Origin of the sequence: Mesorhizobium sp. M7A.F.Ca.MR.245.00.0.0 (genome assembly GCF_003997415.1) — a bacterium.
GTDB lineage: Bacteria > Pseudomonadota > Alphaproteobacteria > Rhizobiales > Rhizobiaceae > Mesorhizobium.
The window spans coordinates 1-699 of sequence record NZ_RZTE01000112.1 but is presented as its reverse complement, the minus strand read 5'-3'; the positions used below and the strand labels follow the sequence as shown (position 1 = coordinate 699).

1 protein-coding gene is annotated in these 699 nt (G+C 64.8%); it reads left to right on the top strand.

Annotation, left to right across the window (positions count from 1 at the left end):
* On the top strand, positions 1-699 hold a 699-nt coding region (locus EOB80_RS34305; RefSeq protein WP_245466514.1), incomplete at both ends, for a Mur ligase family protein.

The window sequence follows — 699 nt, the reverse complement described above, 5'->3', positions numbered from 1 at the left end:
GTCGCCATCGTCACCATGATCGCGGCCGCGCATCTCGGTTTTTTCCGCAATCTGGACGAGATCGCCAAGGCCAAGGCCGAGATTTTCGAAGGGCTGGAGCCCGAGGGCGCCGTCGTCCTCAACCGCGACGATGCGCGCTTCAAGCTGCTCGACAAGATGGCTCATGCCACCGGTGTCGAGCACGTCTACGGCTTCGGCGAGAATGCGCGCTCTACCTTCAAGCTCACCAAATGCGAACTGCATGCGGATCACTCCGACATCATCGCCAGGATCGGCGGCCACGAAGTGACGGCGCGGATCGGCGCGCCCGGCCGCCATATGGTGCAGAACGTGCTGGCGGTGTTGGGTGCGGCGCATCTGGTCGGCGCCGATCTCGACAAGGTGGCTTCAGCACTGGCCGATCTCTCTGCCGAGCGCGGGCGCGGCAAGCGCCATGTGCTGCGCCATCCCGGTGGCTCGACTTCGAGCTACCCAGGTGGACTGATCACGCTGATCGACGAAAGCTACAACGCCAATCCGGCATCGATGGCTGCTGCCATGGCATTGCTCAACGCGACGCCTGTGACGGGCGAGGGCCGCCGCATCGCCGTGCTCGGCGATATGCTCGAACTCGGCGACCATTCGGCCAAGCTGCATGCAGCCCTTGCCGATCTCATCGTCGGCACGGGCACGCGGACCGTCTTTCTCGGCGGCCCGGAA